This window comes from Morganella psychrotolerans (assembly GCF_001676055.1).
Classification (GTDB): Bacteria; Pseudomonadota; Gammaproteobacteria; order Enterobacterales; family Enterobacteriaceae; genus Morganella; species Morganella psychrotolerans_B.
This window is the reverse complement of record NZ_LZEX01000001.1, coordinates 22694-44261: the sequence shown is the minus strand read 5'-3', so window position 1 is coordinate 44261 and position 21568 is coordinate 22694. Positions and strand designations below refer to the sequence as shown.

At 48.1% G+C, this 21568-nt stretch carries 19 protein-coding genes; 10 read left to right on the top strand and 9 right to left on the bottom strand.

The window, feature by feature from the left end; genetic code table 11:
- The first annotated feature begins 5 nt into the window (after window positions 1-5).
- The 5 genes from AYY17_RS00210 (at window position 6) to AYY17_RS00190 (ending at window position 7626) form a co-directional block, all read left to right on the top strand.
- Window positions 6-2495, top strand: coding sequence for a heavy metal translocating P-type ATPase (locus tag AYY17_RS00210; RefSeq protein ID WP_067420325.1), 2490 nt, complete (start codon window positions 6-8; stop codon window positions 2493-2495).
- Between the two features lie 336 nt (window positions 2496-2831).
- A complete protein-coding gene (locus tag AYY17_RS00205) occupies window positions 2832-4979 on the top strand; it encodes a TonB-dependent receptor plug domain-containing protein (protein ID WP_067421258.1) in 2148 nt (715 codons plus the stop codon).
- A gap of 12 nt (window positions 4980-4991) precedes the next feature.
- A complete protein-coding gene (locus tag AYY17_RS00200; protein WP_067420323.1) occupies window positions 4992-5903 on the top strand; it encodes an ABC transporter substrate-binding protein in 912 nt (303 codons plus the stop codon).
- Entirely contained in the window at window positions 5900-6883 is a 984-nt protein-coding gene (locus AYY17_RS00195; protein ID WP_235845220.1) for a FecCD family ABC transporter permease, read from the top strand. Before AYY17_RS00200 ends, AYY17_RS00195 begins: the two co-directional genes overlap by 4 nt.
- Complete coding sequence (locus AYY17_RS00190; protein ID WP_067420319.1) at window positions 6880-7626, top strand: ABC transporter ATP-binding protein; 747 nt, start codon at window positions 6880-6882, stop codon at window positions 7624-7626. The genes AYY17_RS00195 and AYY17_RS00190 overlap by 4 nt, the downstream gene beginning before the upstream one ends.
- A gap of 53 nt (window positions 7627-7679) precedes the next feature.
- On the opposite strand, the gene nemA is transcribed toward AYY17_RS00190, so the two are convergent.
- The 7 genes from nemA to AYY17_RS00155 all read right to left on the bottom strand — a co-directional run bounded on the left by nemA (window position 7680) and on the right by AYY17_RS00155 (window position 15039).
- Window positions 7680-8780 carry an alkene reductase gene (gene nemA, locus AYY17_RS00185; RefSeq protein WP_067420317.1) on the bottom strand — a complete coding sequence of 367 codons (1101 nt, stop codon included), beginning with the start codon at window positions 8778-8780 and terminating at the stop codon, window positions 7680-7682.
- 53 nt (window positions 8781-8833) lie between these two features.
- Window positions 8834-9433, bottom strand: a complete 600-nt coding sequence (locus tag AYY17_RS00180) for a TetR/AcrR family transcriptional regulator (protein WP_067421256.1) — start codon at window positions 9431-9433, stop codon at window positions 8834-8836.
- 37 nt (window positions 9434-9470) lie between these two features.
- The gene (gene yegD, locus AYY17_RS00175; protein WP_067420314.1) at window positions 9471-10823 is read right to left on the bottom strand and encodes a molecular chaperone; all 1353 of its coding nucleotides are present in this window, start codon (window positions 10821-10823) and stop codon (window positions 9471-9473) included.
- 111 nt (window positions 10824-10934) lie between these two features.
- Window positions 10935-11864 carry a Dyp-type peroxidase gene (locus tag AYY17_RS00170; protein ID WP_067420312.1) on the bottom strand — a complete coding sequence of 310 codons (930 nt, stop codon included), beginning with the start codon at window positions 11862-11864 and terminating at the stop codon, window positions 10935-10937.
- Window positions 11865-11905: 41 nt separating this feature from the next.
- Window positions 11906-12742 carry a hypothetical protein gene (locus AYY17_RS00165; protein WP_067420310.1) on the bottom strand — a complete coding sequence of 279 codons (837 nt, stop codon included), beginning with the start codon at window positions 12740-12742 and terminating at the stop codon, window positions 11906-11908.
- 69 nt (window positions 12743-12811) lie between these two features.
- Window positions 12812-13642 (bottom strand): HAD family hydrolase, encoded by an 831-nt coding sequence (locus AYY17_RS00160; RefSeq protein WP_067420308.1) that lies wholly within the window; start codon window positions 13640-13642, stop codon window positions 12812-12814.
- Complete coding sequence (locus tag AYY17_RS00155) at window positions 13639-15039, bottom strand: amidohydrolase (protein WP_067421254.1); 1401 nt, start codon at window positions 15037-15039, stop codon at window positions 13639-13641. The genes AYY17_RS00160 and AYY17_RS00155 overlap by 4 nt, the downstream gene beginning before the upstream one ends.
- A 141-nt stretch (window positions 15040-15180) precedes the next feature.
- On the opposite strand from AYY17_RS00155, the gene AYY17_RS00150 reads away from it, so the two are divergent.
- On the top strand, window positions 15181-15642 hold the full coding sequence (locus AYY17_RS00150; protein WP_067362395.1) for a YehS family protein: 462 nt from the start codon (window positions 15181-15183) through the stop codon (window positions 15640-15642).
- A 57-nt stretch (window positions 15643-15699) separates the two neighbouring features.
- On the opposite strand, the gene AYY17_RS00145 is transcribed toward AYY17_RS00150, so the two are convergent.
- Window positions 15700-16329: a rhomboid family intramembrane serine protease gene (locus tag AYY17_RS00145; protein ID WP_067420306.1), complete on the bottom strand. Its 630-nt coding sequence runs from the start codon at window positions 16327-16329 to the stop codon at window positions 15700-15702.
- Window positions 16329-16565 carry a hypothetical protein gene (locus AYY17_RS00140; protein ID WP_067420304.1) on the bottom strand — a complete coding sequence of 79 codons (237 nt, stop codon included), beginning with the start codon at window positions 16563-16565 and terminating at the stop codon, window positions 16329-16331. Before AYY17_RS00140 ends, AYY17_RS00145 begins: the two co-directional genes overlap by 1 nt.
- 148 nt (window positions 16566-16713) lie before the next feature.
- On the opposite strand from AYY17_RS00140, the gene AYY17_RS00135 reads away from it, so the two are divergent.
- The 4 genes from AYY17_RS00135 to AYY17_RS00125 all read left to right on the top strand — a co-directional run bounded on the left by AYY17_RS00135 (window position 16714) and on the right by AYY17_RS00125 (window position 21521).
- The gene (locus AYY17_RS00135) at window positions 16714-17811 is read left to right on the top strand and encodes an efflux RND transporter periplasmic adaptor subunit (RefSeq protein WP_067420301.1); all 1098 of its coding nucleotides are present in this window, start codon (window positions 16714-16716) and stop codon (window positions 17809-17811) included.
- Window positions 17808-19013, top strand: coding sequence for an efflux RND transporter permease subunit (locus AYY17_RS21970; protein ID WP_235845219.1), 1206 nt, complete (start codon window positions 17808-17810; stop codon window positions 19011-19013). Before AYY17_RS00135 ends, AYY17_RS21970 begins: the two co-directional genes overlap by 4 nt.
- A complete protein-coding gene (locus tag AYY17_RS21965; RefSeq protein ID WP_235845218.1) occupies window positions 18940-20895 on the top strand; it encodes an efflux RND transporter permease subunit in 1956 nt (651 codons plus the stop codon). The genes AYY17_RS21970 and AYY17_RS21965 overlap by 74 nt, the downstream gene beginning before the upstream one ends.
- Window positions 20896-21044: 149 nt before the next feature.
- Complete coding sequence (locus AYY17_RS00125; protein WP_067420298.1) at window positions 21045-21521, top strand: murein hydrolase activator EnvC family protein; 477 nt, start codon at window positions 21045-21047, stop codon at window positions 21519-21521.
- Window positions 21522-21568 lie beyond the last annotated feature (47 nt).

Here is a 21568-nt window from a genome sequence, read left to right as displayed (position 1 = left end):
AAACTATGAATACGACTCTATCCCCATCTTCATCATCCGGACGGCTGAGCTTATCAGTTGAAGGCATGACCTGCGCATCTTGTGTAGGTCGCGTTGAAAAAGCGCTGAAAGCCGTTCCGGGTGTAAATAATGCAATTGTTAACCTGGCAACTGAACGGGCAGATATCACCTTTGCCGGCGATACCGATGCGCCGGCAGCTATTCGCGCCATTGAAGGTGCGGGTTATAACGTCACAATGGAAACCACCGAATTCGCCATTGAAGAAATGACCTGTGCATCCTGTGTCGGGCGCGTTGAAAAAGCATTGGCAAATGTCCCGGGCGTTACTGAAGCGATCGTAAACCTGGCAACAGAGCGCGCCCGGGTACGCCATCTTGCGGGTGCGGTAACATTTGCTGACCTGGATGCAGCAGTCACACAAGCGGGCTATAAAGCCAGGCGTTTGTCTGACAGCGGAACAACCACAAACGATCAGGCAGAGATCCGCCGGGAAAAAGAAGACCGTTCATTGCGCCGTGCACTTCTGACTGCGGCGGTCTTCACCCTGCCTGTTTTTATCATTGAAATGGGTTCTCACTTTATTCCCGGCGTACACGGCTGGGTTACAGATACGCTCGGGCAACAGCTGAACTGGTATATTCAGTTTGTGCTCGCCACTATTGTGTTATTTGGTCCGGGAATGCGTTTTTACCGCAAAGGATTTCCTGCATTACTGCGTGGCGCACCGGATATGAACTCGCTGGTTGCTGTAGGTACCGCAGCGGCGTATCTTTTTTCCGTGGTATCCACCTTTATTCCGCAGATTTTACCGGCAGGAACGGCAAATATTTATTATGAAGCTGCCGTTGTGATAGTGACACTGATCCTGCTCGGACGCACTCTGGAAGCCCGCGCCAAAGGGAAAACATCACAGGCAATCAAACGTCTGGTCGGACTTCAGCCTAAAACGGCACGCGTATTGCGTGACGGAAAAACAGTCGAAGTCGAACTCAGTGATGTGATGACAGATGACATTGTTCTTGTGCGTCCCGGGGAGAAAATTCCGGTCGATGGCGAGGTAACTGACGGTGCTTCTTATGTCGATGAGAGCATGATCACCGGTGAACCGGTTCCGGTATCAAAAGAAACCGGCTCACAAGTCGTCGGCGGAACCATTAACAAAACCGGCGCATTCAGCTTCCGTGTCACTAAAATTGGTGCAGATACAGTACTGGCACAGATCATCCGGTTAGTCGAAGAAGCACAGGGATCGAAATTACCTATCCAGGCGATGGTAGATAAAATCACCATGTGGTTTGTTCCGGCGGTTATGACGGGTGCGGTAATCACCTTCCTTATCTGGTTATTTATCGGGCCGGACCCGGCACTGGCATTCGCGCTGATTAATGCGGTTGCGGTTCTGATCATTGCCTGCCCGTGTGCAATGGGACTGGCAACACCAACCTCCATTATGGTGGGAACCGGCCGCGCCGCTGAGCTGGGAATTTTATTCCGTAAAGGCGAAGCATTGCAGGCACTGCGTGATGTCAGCGTTGTCGCACTCGACAAAACAGGCACTCTGACCAAGGGCCGCCCGGAACTGACCGACCTCGTGCCGGCAGACGGATTTGAATACAATGACGTGCTCGCCCTGGTTGCAGCCATTGAAACCCGCTCAGAGCATCCTATTGCCGAAGCGATTGTGGCGGCGGCAGAGGAAAAAGGACTGACACTGGCGCCAATCGGGAATTTTGCCGCCGTACCGGGCTTTGGTGTCTCAGCTGATGTCGGCGGGCGCACTGTTTCTGTCGGCGCAGACCGGTTTATGACACAGCTGGGTCTGGATATCAGCCGCTTATTACCGGAAGCACAGCGTCTTGGTGAACAAGGTAAAAGCCCGCTTTATGCTGCAATTGACGGGAAATTAGCAGCGATTATTGCAGTGGCAGATCCGATTAAAGACACAACGCCGGAAGCTATCCGGACCCTGCATGCTCTGGGTCTGAAAGTTGCGATGATCACCGGTGATAATGCAGCAACAGCAGCAGCCATCGCCAAACAACTGGGTATTGATGAAGTCGCGGCGGAAGTTCTGCCTGACGGCAAAGTGGCAGCACTGAAGAAATTGCGCAGTAACGGGGCGAAAGTTGCATTTGTCGGCGACGGTATTAATGATGCACCGGCGCTTGCCGAAGCTGATGTTGGCCTTGCTATCGGAACCGGAACCGATGTGGCGATTGAAGCGGCGGATGTGGTTCTGATGTCGGGTGATTTACGTGGTGTGGCGGATGCGATTGCATTAAGCCGCGCAACAATCCGTAATATCAAACAGAATCTGTTCTGGGCATTTGCGTATAACGCCCTGCTTATCCCTGTCGCGGCGGGTCTGCTGTATCCGGTCAACGGAATGTTACTGTCACCGATGATCGCCGCTGCAGCAATGGCGCTCTCCAGTGTCTTTGTTCTGGCTAATGCATTACGCCTGAAACGTTTTCAGGTTCCCGCGAAAAACTGATTTATTATGATGTATTATTCCGCCGTGCAATCATCTGCACGGCGGAATGTTATAAAAAAAAGATGTGTTTATTTTGTTAATATTTTGCGGATTAAAGACACATCTTCATACCTTTTTATAATTCCCGCCCGTGATTGTAACAGATTAATTTCAATTACCTTGACCACTCTCACCCTTTGAATTTTTACTCTTATTTTTAGTAACTTAGCCTGTTGTTTTTTTGTAGAATGATAATGCCTATCATTTGTGGGCAATATTCTTTATTACAGGGAAACCTTCCGGATATTACCGGTTGATATTTTGGTTATGCCATAAATAAAAATAATGAGTTTTGAGATGAAAATAGACAGCAGGAAAATAGCACTTCTTTCATTAATTATATCGTATTCACAAATAGCAGTCAGTGCAGAAAATAACAGTAAATCCGATCCGGCAAGTGACACCATTGTGGTTACCGCATCCGGACGTGAAGAGCAGCAACGCAAATCTACGGTGACCACTCAGGTTATTGACAGCGAACAAATAGAGCGCGCTCACGCAACCAGCCTGACAGATTTATTAGCACAAAACAGTGTCGGGTTTTTCAGTGAATGGAGCCCCGGACAAACATCCGTGAATATCCGTGGTGCTGCAACCGACGGTCAGGGAAAAGATTTTGCCGGTCAGATTTTAGTACTGGTAAACGGCCGCCGTGCCGGTACCGCGAATTTATCTAAATTATCACCTAAAGATGTCAGCCGGATTGAAATTATCAGAGGCCCCTCTTCTGTTATTTACGGTTCTCAGGCAATGGGCGGGGTAATTAATATTTTCCTGAAAAACGGATTAACCGATGAAGGCGGAAAATTATCAGTTGAAACCGGTTCATGGGGATTAGCACAAACCTATGGCGGCTATGGTTTTCAGAATGATAACGGCGATATATACGGCTATTTTGGTTTTGAAGCCGGGCGCCGGGATGATTACCACTCAGGTAAAGGCGGACATAAACAGGAAAATACAAACTGGGAACGCTTTGGTTTAAGCGGGAATTTAGGCTGGAAAATAGACGAAAATAACCTGGTGGATTTATCACTGAGGACAGATGGTATTTATGACGGCGGTTTTCGCGGGTCAACCGGGAATATTTATGCCAAAGATACCCGTTATAACCGTTCTGCGGATCTGGTCTGGAAAAACGGTAATAATGACAGTATCGTCAGCATGGATACCCATGCATATTTTATTCAGGATGTGGATAATTTCAGATGGGCATCGCCGATAACAGCGAAAACCAGCAGTGATCATAACCGCCGTGCATTAGATATTTATGGTATTAAATTTCAGCCGGTCATTAAAATTCATGAGCAAAACGATCTGTTACTGGGTGTCGATTATGAACACAGTCGTTTACGCTCTGAGCGGCATCAGGTCAGTGTGAGCGGAAAACCAATCAAACAATCCGCGCCTTACGATAATAATCAGACTGAAAACCTGTATGCATTTTATTTTGATGACAAACAGAGCTTATTTGATGACAGCTGGATAATTCGCGGCGGAATGCGTTATACCTATGGTAAAACAGACTTTGATAAAACACCGCACCTGGACAATCAATTTACCGGCAGTACATCCTATAATAAATTAACCTGGAGTCTGGGAACAAACTATCAGGTAAATGAGTGGCTGAACCTGAAATCCTCTCTGGCAACCGGATACCGCGCCCCTACTGCAACACAGTTGGGTGCCGATTATACAACCCTGTCCGGCGCACAATATTTAGGTAACAGCACACTGAATGCAGAAAGTAACCGGCAGATTGAAGTTGGTGCCATTATTGGCAATTCTCTCCATTCCGTTGATATCTCTCTGTTTCAAAATACTATTCAGGACAGAATACAAACAGATACTATCTCACCCAATGTATATCAGTATGCAAACAGTGAAAATGATATTGTTGTGCGCGGGCTGGAAATAAACAGCCGTACCGCCGTAAATCAATTAATGAACTGGCAGACTGACTGGGACTGGGTATTACGGTTTAACGGCAGCTGGAACTTCGATATGGAAGATAAAGGCGCACAGATAACCGCGACCAATAACAGTACAAAAGTGCAGCGGATGTATCAATATCAGGGCGCCGTGATTAATGACCTGTATTTTTCCAATGGTCAGTATCCGTGGAGTATTCAGCTTCAGGGCATTTTGCGCGGACCAATGTGGTATAAAACCGAAGAAGGAATTATCCCTGAAGTCCGTCCTTATACCTCTTATGTTATGCGTAAATCCCCGTTTATGGTCTGGAATTTACATGCGGATGTCGATATCAGCCCGTCCCTGACATTTTATGGTCGCATAGATAATATTCTGGATAAAAATGAACACCCGGTATTTTTCGCACTGGATGAAGACCCGTACATTATGTTGCCGGCCAAATCTAACGGCAGTTTGGGAACCTCCATGCCGGGGCGCTCCTTTATTGCCGGTGTGTCTTACCGGTTTTAACAGATAATAATGATGAGAAATCTGTTTTTAATTATCACACTGAGCATGGCCTTGTGCCATGCTCTTCCTGCTTTTTGCATAACAGCACCGTTATATACACCGGTTACACTGCATGAAAAACCACAGCGCATTGTGACAATATTTTCATCAAATACTGAAATCACGGCAATCCTGGGTCTGTCAGATAATATTGTCGGTATTGATGCATACACTTATTTCCCCGATGAAATAAAAAACAAGCCTTTAATCGGCGGGCGTCTTGGTTTTTCCCTTGAGCGTATTATTGAGCAAAAACCTGATTTGGTGATTATGACACCTGCCCGCCAGGCAACTCATCAACTGTTAATTCCCCTGCAAAAATTCGGGATCCCGGTATTAGTGCTCGAAGGTAACAGTATTGAAGAAATTATCAGTAATATCCGCCTGGTGGCAAAGGTTACAAAAACGACAGAGAAAGGCGAACAGATCGCCGTTGAGATGGAAAGACGGTTGAGTAATGTGCAGCATAAACCGGCGGATTATCACGCCCCCCGCGTGATTATGATAACCGGGCAAATCAGCAACGGATTATTATTGGTCGCCAGACCGCAGACTTATAAAAAAACACCCGGCTATACCGCAGACTCCATTTTAAAAGCAGGCGGAACACTTGCCCTTGAGGAATATAAACATGGCGGTCCGGTGTTAAAACAAATCTCACCTGAAGCGATTATTGCCGCTGATCCGGATATTCTTCTTTATACCATTACGGATGCAAAAATGGCCTCCTTGCTGGCATTACCGGGCTGGTCTCAGATAAAGGCGGTAAAAAACAGCGATATTTATCCGGTGAAAAGTGCTTTTGTTCTGATCCCGGGTCCCCGCATTATTGATGGTATTGAATACATGTCTGAACTATTTGAACAATGGAGCACAAAACAGTGAAGGTAGTCAGTCTGTTATTTCTGCTCATCATCACCTTTATTTTTTCTGCCTGTGCCGGGCACACATGGGAAAGCCCTGTTAAAGTCATCGGTGCGTTATTTTATGCAGATGACCTGACATCCCGGCTATTAATTGAATGGCGTTTGCCTCGGGTGATTACCGCCGGGTTTACCGGCGCATTGCTGGGATTAAGCGGCGCTGTATTTCAGGGGGTATTTCGTAACCCGCTGGCAGAGCCCTGGTTATTAGGTTCATCCGGTGGTGCGGCAATTGGCGGAACGATTGCATTATTAGTGCCGCTGGCATTACCGATGACCGTTACCCTGCCCTTATTTGCCTTCAGTGGTGCACTCGCGGCAATATTTATTGTAATCTCTGTTTCCCGAATAGCGGGCTCACTGGATACCGCCACATTATTATTAACCGGTGTTGCAGTGAGCGCGGTATTAAATGCAACCCGTTCTTTTATGATGATGGCGCTATCTGATGAAAGCACCAGCCTTCAGGTTGTGCTCAGCTGGATTTTGGGCGGCATACAAACGCCTTCTCCGGAAGGTTTATTTATCTGCCTGCTGTTAACCGCATCCTGTATTCTGATTTCTGTCTTTATTTTGTCTGACGGGCTGGATCTAATGGGACTCGACAGAACAATGGCGATGAGTTTTGGTTTATCCGTTGAACGGTTCACTATATTAGCGTTAATTGCCGGGTCGGCTATTGTGGCGATTGCGGTTTCACTCGGGGGAATTGTCGGGTTTATCGGGCTTATTGCCCCGCATATTGCCCGCTGGCAGGTTGGTACGCGCCATAAAGCCGTATTACCGGCAGCCGCTGTTATTGGTGCGGCACTGGTTATGTTTTCTGATGCCCTGTCCCGCAGTTTACTGCCACCGGGTGAAATACCGCTCGGACTGATTACAGCCTTTATCGGCGGCCCCTTCTTTATTTACTTACTGGCAAAGCGGGTGCGGAAAATATGATCACAGTAAAAAACCTGCATATTTGCAAACAGGAAAAAACGCTTCTCTCAATAGATGAATTGAATTTACCGGATAAAGGCAGCATTGCCTTAATCGGCCCCAATGGCTCTGGTAAATCAACTCTGATTAATGCCTTATCCGGTCTAAACCGGGAGGTATTTTCATCCGTCACATTAAACGGAAAAAATATCGCGGCGTATCGCGGGGCGGCACGAATGCAACAAATCGGGCTTATTCCTCAAAGTTTTAATCCCTGCTGGGATCAACAGGTGGATGAGTTAATTACACTTGCCGCAGAGCGGGCGACAGACCCTGCACAGGCAAAATCAATGGTCTGTCAGAAATATGAATTAATACCGCTGCTGGATAAACACTGGCATATTCTGTCCGGCGGTGAAAAAAGTCGGGTATTAACCGCGATGGCGCTGATGTGTAATCCGCCGGTTATTTTTGCTGATGAGCCGGGCGCGGCATTGGATATCAAACACCGGATACAGCTTATTGAAGACTTAACCACACAGGGTAAAGATAAATTAGTTATCGTGTGTTTGCATGAGCTGGATATGGTTTTTCGGTATTTTGAGTCTGTTATTTTACTGTCTCAAGGGCAATTACGTTATTTCGGATCATCGGCTGAATTAATTGATTCCGCACTGTTAAGTGACGTATTTGATGTCAGATTTAAAAAAATAGAAATGGACGGATATTGCACTGTGTATGCCGACAGAATACTGCGTTCCTGAAAAGAAAAAGCGGCATAATTCGCCGCTTTTGTCTGTTTGTTTTTCATACTTTGCTATACGAGGAATGGATAATCCGTATACCCCTGCTCGCCACCACCATAAAAGGTTTCCGGATGTTGCGGATTCAGTGCGGCTTTTTGTTTCAGACGCGCGACCAGATCCGGATTAGAAATATAATCACGACCGAAAGCAACGGCATCAATAAGCCCTTTTTCAATTAAATTTTCCGCTTTTTCCGTTGTATAAGCACCGGCACCGATAATCACACCACGGAAACGCGCACGCACTTTCCGGCGGAATTCTTCACTGTACGGCTTGCCTCCAGCCCAGTCCGGCTCCGACAGATGCAGATACGCAATACCACGTTTATCCAACTGTTCAATAAGATACAACGCGTCTGATTCCTCATCCGGACCATTTGTCATATTCTGGAAAGTGCCGATTGGCGAAAGACGGATCCCGATGCGCTCCGGTGCCCATTCATCACAAACCGCATCAACCACATCCAGTACAAGACGGGCGCGGTTTTCTACGCTGCCGCCGTACTGATCAGTACGGTGATTGGCGTCCGGTGATAAAAACTGATGCAGCAGATAACCATGGGCGGAATGCAGCTCTGCCATATCAAAACCAGCCTCACGCGCATTTGCGACTGCGTGGCGGAAATCATTCACAATTCCCGGAATTTCATCCGTTTCCAATGCACGCGGCATGGAGGTATCCTCGCGGATGGCGCGCCCGTTTTCATCACGCAATGATGTGCGGGTTCCGGCACTGATAGCCGATGGCGCAACAGGTGCCTGCCCGCCCGGTTGAATGCTGGTGTGCGAAATTCGACCGGTATGCCACAACTGAACGGCAATATGGCCGCCTTCATCATGAACACCGGCCGTGATTTTTTTCCATGCTGCTACCTGCTCCGGGCTGTGCAGCCCCGGTGCCCCGGCGTAGCCTTTGGCCTGCGCAGAAATTTGTGTCGCTTCTGAGATAATCAGTCCGGCACTGGCGCGCTGACGATAATATTCAACCATCAGTGGCGTCGGAATATCACCCGGCTCAATACTGCGCAGGCGGGTAAGCGGCGCCATAAAAATACGGTTCGGGGCAGTAAATGCACCCACTTTCAGCGGGGTGAATAATTTTTCTTGTGACATAATATCTCCGGATTAGACCAGTCGACTAGTTGCAAGGTAAATAAAAACGCCGGTTATACATCCGACGCTGTAAGCAATACATTCACATGAGCCAGCGCGCTTTCCAGCGGAACCGCACTGCGGGAAATCTTGGCCTGCAAATTCGCCCCCAGCCACAGGGAATATAAAACCTGTGCGGTGGCAAGAGAACTGCCGCTGAAAACGAGTGATTTTTCATCACGCCCGTTTTCCAGCGCCTGCGCCAGCAGAGCAATGACTTTGCTGACACCGTTATCCATTGCGGCATTCATATCTTCTGATAAATCACAGACTTCCGCTGATAATTTTACGGTCAGACACCCGTGGATACGGCTGTGCTGACAAGCGTTTTTCAGCATCTCCCCGTAATACGCGAGAAAACGCGCCCGGTAATTCCCTTCCCCGCGCTCAAAATGATCGGCTAAGCGCGTGAGATAATCCGCATAATAGCGCTCCAGCATAGCAACACCGAACGCTTCTTTTGAGCGGAAATAGTGGTAAAACGACCCCTTAGGCACTTCTGCGGTTCTGAGCAGCTCACTCAGTCCCATTCCGGTAAAGCCCCGGTGCAGGCAAAGCTGTTCGCCGGTGGCTAAAAGGTGTTCACGGGTATCATGGTCAGTCTGTCTGTTCATGCAAATACTGTAATAGACCGATCGGTCTGGTGCAAGTTTATTTGAAACAAATTTCACCCCAGCGTGCCAGACCGGCTGTAACAGAGCCGAAATCATTCCCTCTGACCACCGGGATCCCCGGTAACTGCTGTTCTATGGCACGGCACAATACCGGTGAACGCCCTGTTCCGCCGGTAATAAAGATGGTGTCCGGTGTAACGCCGCCCTGCTGCACGGCGTCATTAACCAGCGCGATCATTTTATCCTTCGGGGATGAAATCGCGTCTTCCATCTCCTGAGCAGCAATCTCAACTTCCAGCACTTCACTGAGAAGCCGGATGCCCGCCCGGTATTGCGGAGAGGATGAAAGCGCTATTTTAGCTTCTTCCGCACGCCGGACAATACTGTAACCCAGGCTTTCGTTATACACTTCGAGCAGGCGCAGCAGTTTTTCCGGCTCTGCCGCATCACGCCTGAGCTGTTGTAATGCAGCCAAATTAGGCCGTGAATAGAATTCACGCTGGGCTTCCACATTATTAATGGCGATCGGGTTCCAGAATTGCATCAGCGGCATTTCAATACCGGATGATGCGCGGGTACTCATGCCGAATAACGGCATCAGTTTTTTGAACGCCAGATAAATATCCAGGTCATTCCCGCCAACGCGCTGCCCGCTGTGTGCAAGCAATGTTTCAGTGCGATCTGCCTGTCCGCGGTAACCGGGCCCCATGCGGATTAATGAGCAGTCGGTTGTACCACCGCCGATATCAACCACCAGCACAGTCTGATCTTTTTCCAGGGTCGCTTCATATTCCAGCCCCGCCGCAACCGGCTCAAACTGGAAAGTAACATCATGAAAGCCGGATCGTTTTGCCGCACGCAATAAAATTGCTTCCGCCTGCTGATTTGCCGTTTCACCACCGAGTCCGTGGAAGTTAACCGGACGGCCGATCACGGCTTGTGTGATGGTATTTTGTGTTGATTTTTCAGCCTGATGTTTGATATTCGCCATCATGGCACAGACTAAATCCTCAAAAAAACTGATCTGCACTTCATGTAATCCGGACGCGCCCAAAAAGGATTTAGGGGATTTGACATAATACACATCGCGCGGATCATTAAGGTATAATTCCAGTGCTGCCTGCCCGAAAACAATATCTTCCGGCTCCAGATCAATACTCTCTTCCCGGTTTGCCGCAATGGCTTTGCGCAATATTTGTTCGCCGGTTTTATCTGACGGTAAAATATCCCGGTGGCGGAATAAGTGTTCAGAAACCGAATCACGGGTAGGCGCGCACAATGTTGAAGGAATATACACATTATCGCCTTCCAGCGGTAAAAGTAGCGGAACACCCTCTTTCATGACTGCAACAGAGCAATTTGATGTTCCGTAATCAAAACCAATAAACATACCGCCACCCAAATAGTTATTTCGTACCGGAAAAAAGCCGGCAACTTTACATCAGGTTGCGTAAAAACACCACCGAAAACAGATAGAAATCCGTTATATAGCAGGTTTCAGTTATTCAATATCATCTAACATCGCAGACGGCGGAATAAAAAACAGAGTGCCGGTAACCGCGGTACTGAATTTCAGTAATTCATCACTCGCGCCACTTTCTGCACCTGCAAACATATTTTCCAGCATCCGGCGGGTGGTGGAGAAATAACGCGCATAGCCGATAAAATAGGTACCGTATTCATCTTTTGCCGGATTGGAAAACGGCATATTCGCGCGGACAATTTTCAGGTCATTTCCGTCTGCATCCTGAATATTGGTAACTACGTTATGGGAGCCGGGTATTTTTTGCTCATCCGTCAGTTCAACATCATTAAATTTATGGCGTCCGATGACTTTTTCCTGATATTCCGTGCTCTGATTTTGCCAGGCACTCATATCATGAATATATTTTTGCACAAAGGCATAACTGCCACCGGTAAATGCCGGGTCTTCACCACCAATAACCGAATATTCAGCGCGCTCATCTTCAAATGCCGGGTTTTCTGTGCCGTCAACAAAACCAATAATGGCGCGTCCGTCCATATAACGGAATCCGTGGACTTCATCCACAGCGGTCACCGCTCCGCTTAATGCCTGACTGATAACAGATCCCAGTTCATAACAGGCAGAGACATTTAATGCCCGGATATGAAAGAAAATATCACCGGGAGTGGATACCGCGGTAAAGTGCGTACCTTTTATTTCTTTAAATGTATTCAGTTCACGGGGTTTTCCTGCATCAGGAAATAACCGCGACCAGGCATCCGCACCGAATCCTGCCACACAACTGACTTCCAGCGCAGGATAACGGGTCCGCATACTGCGCAGCATGCCTGATAAGTTATTACACAGCGTAACCACTTTATCCCGTGTCTGTGAATTCTCCGTCAGATTAAAAACAAGAAAATACGCATTTTCGCCGGGTTGGTTAGTCACATCCTGGTATTTCATATTATCTCCGTTTCTTCAGTTATTGATTATTTGACCTTCTGTCATCGTACACCAATTAACAGGGTGTCGGCTGAAATAAACAACACTTTGTCGGACAAATAATCATTGCCTAATAATCCGTCATAATTTATCCGGCTGTCACTGACCTGAAATAACAGCGCTGAGAGTGTAACGGAGTCCGGGGTAATAATAGTTTCCCGCGGGCAGGATAAAGACGGTGTCGCACAGCCTTTTCCGTTCCGGTTAAACAGCACCGTGTGACTTGCGCCGGTATCAATCATCATCCGGTAAGAATGATTACTTTCCCCGCGCACCTTAATCACTATTCCCTGATCTGAACGTGTAAAGTCCATCGTTTGCCAGCGATAGCCCTCAGGGCGCGCCGCAGGGGTGTTTGCGATGGTCAGTTGTTTTGCCGCAAAATTAATAATCAGAGACCGGTTTTTATTGACCACGCCCAGCCCGAGCACACCATCAATAAGCAGACGTCCGTCAGCCGCTGCCATTCCTGCACCCCACGGATTGAACACAAAAACATCTGTGCCGGTCATGGCTTCATTATTCATAGTCACTGTAGCATTACGGATAAATTCTGTTGAATTCTGTCCTCCGAATATATCAATGGCGGCCTGAGTCTCTTTTGTTTTATTTTTCTGCACAGATAAAACCTGTTCAAATACCGGCGGTAACAGATATAAGCCGCCGGGTGCGCCGGTATCAATAGATAATTTAGGGACCTGAATGCCGTTAACAGTAAGTGATACCGCCGGAATAGCATTTTCAACATATATAATCGGAACTGTAATATCCGCGTTTGCGGTCTGAACAGACAATACGGTAAATAAAAAACTGCTGAATACCCATGAAATAGTTTTCATACACAACTCCCTGTGTTTGTTTAACATATCTGCCGCTCTGTTTCCGGAAACGGCAGATTTAACTCATTTTTACCGCTTGCGGCTGAATAACTGCAATAATCCTTTTACCGTAACATCCAGCTGGCTACCCTCTTCATAGCTGGCAGGCACCACGTAATTCGCCCGCTCTTCCGCGATCAATTTACCGACTTTCTGCTGAGTCTCCGGATTACCCCATTTTTTCTGATCAAATACCGCTAATGAAAAACCGCCTTGTAAACGGATCATTTTCATTGCCGGAATATCTGTATCCCCGTCACCGAAATAGATCATATGACGAAACTGGATATCGCGCTCCTCCGGCTCGATAAACTCATTCACCGCTGCGTTATTCCAGGAATTATGTATTCCTTTATTGATACGGAATAAAAACTGGGTTTTGGTGGTGTAATTGATCGCCTGAGCCGGCCACAGGGCTTTTTTTCCGTCAGGGGAATAGTGATATTTACAGGCGTAGATATCACGAAATTCCTTGCCGATAGCCGTGCCGCGGATCATGGCATCCAACCCGCTGGAGAGAATATAGTGCTCCAGCAGTAAGTTATGCTCCTGTGCCCACTTATTGATCCGGCCAAACCAGGCGGTTACACCGGGAAATAACGGGATGGTTTTACCGTGTTTCATCAGCTTTTCAACACTAAGCTCATCTGAGTGTGTTGCATTGGCCTTTGCCGCCAGCGTTCCCATGTAAGACAGAATCTCATCACCGTCATCTTCTTTGGCATGTGCTTTCACTTCACGCCAGAATGCAGGGAAATCATTCACGCCCAGCGCGGGCATTAATCCGTGCTCAGGGCAATCGCCCTCGGCTAGTGTGCCGTCAAAATCATAAATCAGCGCGCACTTTAATTTTTCGGTCATTTCACCTCTTCCCCTGATGCCAGCACGGTTTCACGGACTTTGTCCGCAAAAATCTGTGCGTCCTTAATAATGGCGGTCTCGTCTGCGGTCAGTAATTTGCGGTCTTCCATTAAAATGGTACCGTCCACAATGGTATGGCGGACATTCGCCCCGTTTGCCCCGTATACCAATGCGGCAAACGCGTTATACATCGGAACCATATTCGGCGCTTTGGTATCCACCACAATGATATCAGCAAGCTTGCCCGGTTCCAGAGAGCCGAGTTTATCCTCCATGTGCAGCGCGCGGGCTGAGCCCATGGTTGCCATTTCAACCACTGTCAGCGGCGGCATTGCTGCACGGTTTTTGGTTTCCAGTTTGTGGATTTTACCCACCAGCCCGAGCTCATTCATCGTCGTCAGCGTGTTGGATGACATCGGGCCATCCGTTCCCAGCCCGACACGAATGCCTTTTTCCAGCATTGCCGTTACCGGTGCAACCCCTTTGGCGGATTTGGTATTGGCACTGATATTATGCGCCACACCGACATCATATTGCTTCAGCAGCGCCAAATCATTGTCATCAGCCATAATAACGTGTGCCGCCAGCAACTTATGATTAAGCACACCGATATCCGCCATATACTGAACCGGACTTTTCCCACCGGTGCGTTTGGCAATCTCTTCTTTTTCGCGGTCGGTTTCTGCCAGATGCGTTATTACCGGTACATCCAGTTCCAGAGACAATGCCGCGATTTTCTGTAAGTTTTCGGTGCTATTGGTATAAGGTGCATGTGGCGCAAAGGCCGGTGTAATGCGCGGGTGATCTTTATATTCCTTAATAAAGCGCACGGCATAAGCAATACCTTCATCGGCATTTTGAGCATCCGCAACCGGGAAATTAATAATGGTTTCACCCAGAACCGCCCGCAGACCGATTTTATCGACTGTTTTAGCGACTTCATCCTCAAAATAATACATATCGACGTACGTTGTTACGCCGCCTTTGATCATTTCAATATTGGCAAGATTCGCGCCAATGCGCACCATATCGCGGGAAACTAATTTATTTTCCAGCGGAAAAATATAGCGGTGCAGGCGATCAGGAACATCATCCCCGAGGGAACGAAAAACCGTCATTGACCCGTGCGTGTGGGTGTTGATAAGCCCCGGCATCACAATATCGCCCTCTGCATTGAGGATTTTTTTTGCCTGATATTTCTCTGCCAGTTCGGGACCGCCGACCGCAATTATTTTATTGGCATTAATCACTACCGTGCCGTGTTCAATGACCTGGTTTTCCGGGTTCATCGTCAGAACCGTTCCGTCAGTTATCATCAGGTCGGCGGGCGTGGCGGCATAAACAGAACAGGCGGCGGCAAGCAAGGTTACAACACAGGCAGAACGGGATAATGACATAAAAACCTCAAGCGGGGCTGAAAAAACCAATATACCATTGCCTCTTATGTACTTCCAATCGGCAGATTTCATTGAAAACCCGGACGATAATCACTACCATAACGGGGTTTTCAACTGTATCCCAATGGATAAACCCAATTTATGTTAAATAACTATGTTCTGCGCAGTGTCCGTTACATGCTGGATCTGTCTGATATCAAAATGACTGAAGTTACCGCACTGGGCGGACTCACTGTAACGCAGGCAGAAATGACCGCGTGGCTGAAAAAAGAAGATGATGCGGATTATCAGGAAATTAATGATAATGCGATGGGGCATTTTCTTAACGGACTGATCTCTTTCCGTCGCGGAAAAGATGACAGCCGCCCTGATCCGGTAATTGATGCGCGGCTCACCAACAATATTATGCTGAAAAAACTGCGCGTCGCTTTCGAACTGAAAGATGCGGATTTGCAGGAAATTTATAAGAATGCTGATTTCACTGTATCAAAACCAGAATTAAGCGCCCTGTTCCGTAACCCGGATCATAAAAATTACCGCAACTGCGGTGATCAACTGCTGCGTTATTTCCTGAAAGGACTGACAGTCCGCCTGCGCGGCTGATTTGACTCCTGCCTGATACCGGGTGTTATCACCCGGTGATTATTCTGATTTAAAACCTTACTTCCCGCTCTGCTCTGTACCGGTTTTTACCGCAGGTTTGCGTTTTCTGTATTGGATCCAGCCGAATAAAATACCGGCAATCGCACCACTGATATGGGATTCCACAGAGACATATTGCTCCCCCGGAAACAACCCGGTTATCATGCCGCCATAATAAAACAGCACAGCAATACCAATCAGAATATCCAGTGGCTTACGGCGGAAAATCCCCTGATATATAAGTAACGCCCACAGGCCGAAAATCCACCCGCTGGCCCCCACATGCACAGCATTTCTGCCGAACAGCCAGACCAGTAACCCGCCGACAATAATAATAAACACAGAGGCTTTCACATAGTGCTTAAATGACGGCAGCATCAGCAGAACACTTAAAATTAATAACGGCGGCAGATTGCTGAACAAATGCCCCCAACTGCTGTGAATAAAGGGCGCAAGCAAAATGCCAAACAGCCCGTTAATGGTACGCGGCTCAATCCCCAACGCAGTGACTGCACCACCGGTGATCGCGGTCAGTAACTGAATGCCGATTAAAAACAGCACAAAATAGAGACCATTTTTCAGCCCGGTTTTTAATCCGCCGGCAGAGCCGGATTTTTCATTATTACTGCTTACTGTCGGGTTCGTCATTATCCCTGTCCGATGGATGAATAAAACTGCCTTACTATAGCGGAATTTTCCGGCTGATCCACCGGGAGATTGTATGGTGATACCTTCCTGTCTGCCACCCCGATTTGAGTATCTCCGTCAAAAAGCCCGAAACACAGGCTATTACTGATGCTCAATTTTACGGCATCAATATCAAACAGTTTAGTATCTGTCGTAACCGTATATTGCTGATATTGCCGGGTCAGAATGCGCTTCATTTTCTTATTATTCTTCAGAGGATCTGCCGGTCCGGACCGTTCCTTAAATCAGCTTAATGCAAAATCACGTCTTAACGCAGAATTAAGGAAAACTAGACTAATTAGTTTAATTTATCGGGTAACTCCCCGGAATGGAAATAGTATTACGATGAAAACCAGGTTGCTGATGACGGTAACACTTATTTTATTTGCTGCATCATTTTCCAGTGGTGCAGAAACTGCCCGCGTCAGTGTGACACACCCGCAGATAACCCGGACGGCAGACGAAATGGTGCTGCCCGGAACTTTTGTGGCAAGAAATGAAATTGCGGTTGGCTCACCACTGCAACAACAGATGGTAACGGATGTCTTTGCCGAAGAAGGTCAGTGGGTGGAGAAAAATCAGTTGCTGGCGACACTTGAATCACCACAGCAGAGCGCCTCTGTCCGCCAGTTACAGGCCGAAACAGAAAAAGCGGCAGCTGATATCCGCCGGGAAAGCACCCTCGCTCAGCAATCACAGCGTGATCTGGCACGCCTGACACCGCTGGCACGCAGTGGTGTTATCTCTGCCAGTGAATTTGAAAAAGCCAAATCCGATGCGCAAGCCCTGAAAGCGCAGACGGATGCCGCCCGTGCAGAACTGCGTCAGTTACAGGCGCAACTGGCGCGGGAAAAGAGTCAGGAAGATAAATCAAAGATTTTCGCCCCTGCCGCCGGGGTTATCAGTGAACGCCATGCTGTTAAAGGTATGCTGTCAGATAACGCCCTGTTATTTAAGATAATTGAAAATAATGAGATTGAATTTGAAGCCTCCGTTTATGCCGCTGACCTGGCTCAGATGCGCCCCGGACATGAGGTTATACTTAAAACCGGACAGCAGACTGCGCTCAGGGGAAAAATCCGCTATCTGCCGGCAAAATTATCGTCACTGACACAATCCGGCGGCGTTCGTACCACCATCATTGATATACCGGAAAATATGTCCGCATACCCGGGACAAACCGGTGTCATGATTTATACAAAAACGCCGCAATCCCGGCAAACACTGCCTTACAGCGCTATCCGCACCGGTCAGAATGGTGAGCGTTCTGTTTTTATTGTGAATAACAATAAAGCATTACAGCACCCTGTGCAGACCGGGAGAACAGAAAACGGGTTCATTGAGATCCTCAGCCCGCTGGCAGAGGATGCGGATGTGGTTATCAATGCGCAGGCATTTCTGACAAATGGTGACACTGTCACGCCGGTTAAGGCTTACGAATGAAATTACAGCTATCCTCATGGGCGATTACGCGCCCTATTCCCGTTATTGTTATCTTTCTGGCGCTGACCATTGCCGGGTTATTTTCATTTTCACAGTTACCGGTCACCGCAAACCCGGTGATTAACTTTCCGATTGTCACCGTCACTGTCACTCAGGACGGCTCTTCACCGGCAGAGCTTGAAAATGCGGTCACCAAACAGGTTGAGCGTGCAGTATCCGGCATTCCCGGTATCCGCCATATTTCTTCCTCTGTGACAGAGGGCATTTCCTCCACGACGGTGGAATTTAACCTGGATATTGATGCCAATACCGCCACAAATGATGTCCGTGAGCAGATAACTCAAATCCGCAGCGAATTGCCGCAAAGTATTGATGAACCGCTGATTAACCGCATCGATGTTGAAGGCGGGGCTATCCTGCGCTATGCCGTGTCATCCGATACAATCCCGGCCGCCGATCTCTCCTGGTTTGTGGATGACACCATCAGTAAGCAACTGATTATGCAGCCCGGTGTGCAGAAAGTGAGCCGTACAGGCGGCGCTGACCGGGTGATCCGTATTGAACCGGATGCCGGTAAACTCGCGGCACTGCAACTCTCTGTCGTGACAATCAACGATCTGCTGCGCGGTGTTCATCAGAACTCAGCGGGCGGATCATCAAAATACAATGCGCTTTCACACACCATTCGTGTGCCGGGTGAAAAGAAATCGATTGATGACATCAAAAGCATTCAGTTACCCGTGGGTGATGAACAATGGATAACCCTGGGGGATATCGCTGAGATCTATAACGGACAAAAGACCACACGCACAATTTCACAGCTTAACGGGCGTGATGTGGTGGGTTTTTCCGTGTTCCGTGCAAAAGGTGCCAGTGATACCGCCGTGGCTGAACATGTTGAAAAAGCACTGGGCGACCTTGCGAAAAAACATCCGGAGTTGACGATTGACCTGGTGTCATCAACCGTAACCTACACAGAATCAAGCTATCAGCTGACCATTCAGACACTGCTCGAAGGTGCTTTTCTGACAGTTGTGATTGTTTTTTTCTTTCTGAAAAGCTGGCGGGCAACATTGATCGCAGCAGTCGCACTGCCCTTATCCATCCTGCCGGCATTTTTTTGTCCTTATGATGTTTGGCTACAGCCTGAACAGTATAACCCTGCTGGCATTGACACTGGTTATCGGTATTTTGGTGGATGACGCAATTGTCGAAATCGAAAATATCCAGAAATATATTGAACGCGGAGAGCGGCCCTATCTTGCCGCACTGAAAGCATCGGACGCTATCGGATTTGCCATAGTGGCGATTACCTTAACGATTGTCGCGGTATTCCTGCCGGTCAGTTTTATCGGCGGATTTGTCGGGAAGTATTTTGTGCCGTTCGGGATCACCGTCTCTGCGGCTGTATTGTCTTCTCTGCTCGTGGCCCGCCTGGTTACCCCTCTGATGGCCGCGTATATTTTGCTGCCGGCGAAAAAACCGCATACCACCGGACAGATCCCGCGCTGGATCAAAAAATACACACAGATCCTGGCGCTGACACTGACGCACCGCAAATCAGCCCTGGCGCTGGCGCTGGTTTTTTTGGTGGGCTCTGTTGCATCGGTAAGCTATCTGCCGGTCGGTTTCATGCCTGAGGGCGATATCAGTGTGACTCAGATAGAGGTTGAACTGCCGCCGGGAACCCCGGTGGAAGAAACGCAGAAGCGCCTGCGGTTTCTGGCACAATCACTGAAAACCCGGCCGGAAATAGAATCAGTTTATACCATTGCCGGTGTTGCGGATGACGCAGATGGCATTGCACAACACAAAGGTGAAATCATCTTAACGCTGACTCCGCCGGGGGAGCGTGAGCTATCACAAAAGGAGTTTGAACAGGCGATTGCCCCGTTGTTGGATGAACGCCCAGATGCGCACTATAACTTCAGCAACAGTAACGGTGGCAAAGAATTTTCGCTGGTCTTTACCGGCAGCGACCCGGCTGAGCTGGAAACAGCAATGCAGCATCTGCGCGCAGGAATGGCCCGGATCCCCGGGATAAATAATGTGCAGGTGATTAAACCTCTGCTGCGCAAAGAGCTGATTGTTTCGCCGGTATCTGAAAACCTCGGTCGTACCGGGGTCAATACAGCTGAAATCGCTGATACACTGCGCGTTGCCACCATGGGCGAATCCGGCTCACGCAGTGCAAAATTCAATCTGCCGGACAGACAACTGATGTTACAGGTGACCTTGCCGGAACATCAGAAAAACGATATCCGCGTGCTGAATAATTTATATATAAGAAGTGATTCACAAGGCAATATCCCGCTGAAATCCGTCGCAACTATTGATTTCAGTGATGGTCCTGCACAAATAGACCGGATAAACCGATCACGGAAAATATCAGTAGACGCCAATCTGGACGGGCTATCTCTTGGCGACGCACTGGATGCCGTTATGGCACTGCCTGAATATCAGAATCTACCAGTGACAGTGTCACAGTTAGAATACGGCGATATGGAGTATATGAATGATATGTTTATGCGTTTCAGTACCACCATGCTGTTCAGTATTTTGCTGGTGCTGGCTATCCTGATTATTCTGTTTAAGGATTTTATGCAGCCAATCACTATTCTTGCCGCCCTGCCGTTTTCTGTCGGCGGCGCCATTGTGGCGCTGGTGATATATGGCGCAATGATTGATCTGCCGGTGATTATCGGCATTCTGATGCTGATGGGAATAGTCACCAAAAACTCTATTCTGCTGGTGGAATTTATCCTGGAAAAACAGCGCAGCGGCATGTGTCGTATGCAGGCCATTCAGGAAGCCGGACAGGCGCGTATCCGCCCGATTATCATGACCACTTTTGCCATGATCGCCGGCATGGTGCCATTGGTACTCACCAGCGGTGCGGATGCAGGGTTCCGTGCCCCGATGGCAGTTGCGGTAATAGGCGGGCTTATCAGCTCTACTCTGCTGAGCTTATTGTTTGTTCCGGTGATTTATACCTTTATGGATGACCTGAAAATGGCATTGCAGCCCCGGCTGGCAAAACTGACCTCCGTCACTAACGCGGATCGCGATGTGAAAGAATGGTAAGTAATCATCCGTAGTGATGCTATACCCAACGTCATTCAAGATGCAGTCAACTGAATGAATAAGGGTATAAACAATAAATTCACCTGTGAATGCTTGTACCAAACGATTATTATTTAAAAGAAGAGTCATTCATATTTAAGGAATAATCAGTGAAAAAATTAACTGCGGCTGTCGTATTTGCGCCGGTATTCGTTCTGCTGTCAGCCTGTACAATCCCGGTTGAGAAAGCCGCGACGACAGAATGTGATGCCGCAACCGCCGCAAAAACAACCGGGCAGTTTCAGTGGCCGCTGAAAGGCAATATTGTTGATAACTTTACCACCCTCAAAGCAATCACTATTGCGGGTGAAAAAGGCAAGCCCGTCCTTTCCGCTGCTGACGGCGATGTTGTATATGTCGGCAATGCCCTGAAAGGCTACGGTAACCTGATTATCATCAGTCATGATGAGGTTTACCGCACAGCCTACGGACATAACGATAAAATATTGGTAAAAGAAGGCGATAAAGTCAAAACCGGTCAGCAAATCGCCACAGTCGGAAACACTGACGCCAAACAGTCACTGCTGCACTTTGAAGTCAGAAAAAATGGTCATGCCGTAGATCCTTGCCTGTATCTGGCGAAATAATCACTCTGTTGTTTGCATAAACCTCCTTATCTGAAGGAGGTTTTTAG